At 47.6% G+C, this 1094-nt stretch carries 1 protein-coding gene; it reads right to left on the bottom strand.

Annotated elements, in window-relative coordinates; translation table 11 throughout:
- Window positions 1–1094, bottom strand: a 1094-nt coding sequence (locus G5B11_RS18695; RefSeq protein WP_173729332.1) for a formate--tetrahydrofolate ligase, incomplete at both ends; no start/stop codon positions are given.

Genomic DNA, 1094 nt, shown 5'->3' with positions numbered 1-1094 from the left:
GTATCTGTTGGGAATGCGTTGATAGCTACTACGCATGGCAGTTTGTATACGTTACGGATATTGCTTACATGTTTCAGAAGGTTCGGAAGACCTTTCTCCAGTGCTTCCAGATTCTCATTGTTCAGGTCAGCCTTCGGAACGCCGCCATTGTATTTCAGTGCACGTACAGTAGCTACGATCACTACTGCGTTTGGCTTCAGGCCTGCCATACGGCATTTGATATCCAGGAATTTCTCTGCACCAAGGTCAGCACCAAAACCAGCCTCTGTGATGGTGTAATCAGCCAGCTTTAAGGCCATTTTGGTAGCAGTTACAGAGTTGCATCCGTGAGCGATGTTTGCAAATGGTCCGCCGTGTACGATGGCCGGTACATGCTCCAGTGTCTGTACAAGGTTTGGCTTCAGGGCATCTTTAAGAAGTGCGGTCATAGCGCCCTCTGCATGAAGGTCACCAGCTGTTACCGGCTTCTGCTCTGATGGTTTGCCATATGTATATCCGATGATGATCCTGGAAAGACGTTCTTTCAGGTCTTTGATGTCGCTTGCAAGGCAAAGAACAGCCATGATCTCAGATGCAACAGTGATGTCGTATCCGTCTTCACGAGGCATACCGTTTGTTCTTCCGCCAAGGCCGTCTACTACATTACGAAGCTGACGGTCATTCATATCTACACATCTTCTCCAGGTGATCTTACGCGGGTCAATGTTCAGTGCATTTCCCTGGAAAATATGGTTGTCGATCATTGCTGCCAGCAGGTTATTCGCTGCACCGATGGCATGGAAATCACCTGTAAAGTGAAGGTTGATATCCTCCATAGGAACAACCTGTGCATATCCGCCGCCTGCTGCGCCGCCTTTAACGCCGAATACCGGTCCAAGGGATGGCTCACGGAGAGCTACCATAACATTTTTGCCCATTTTCTGCATTGCATCAGCCAGACCAACGGTAGTTGTTGTCTTACCTTCACCAGCCGGTGTAGGGTTGATAGCAGTCACAAGGATCAGCTTTCCATTTTCTTTGTCAGATTCTTTTAAAAGATTGTAATCGATTTTTGCTTTGTACTTTCCGTACTGCTCCAGGTATTTGTCATCAAT

This window comes from Blautia glucerasea (assembly GCF_013304385.1).
Classification (GTDB): Bacteria; Bacillota; Clostridia; order Lachnospirales; family Lachnospiraceae; genus Blautia_A; species Blautia_A ammoniilytica.
Note: the sequence above shows the minus strand (reverse complement) of the source record. Positions and strands in the feature narration are given on the sequence as shown.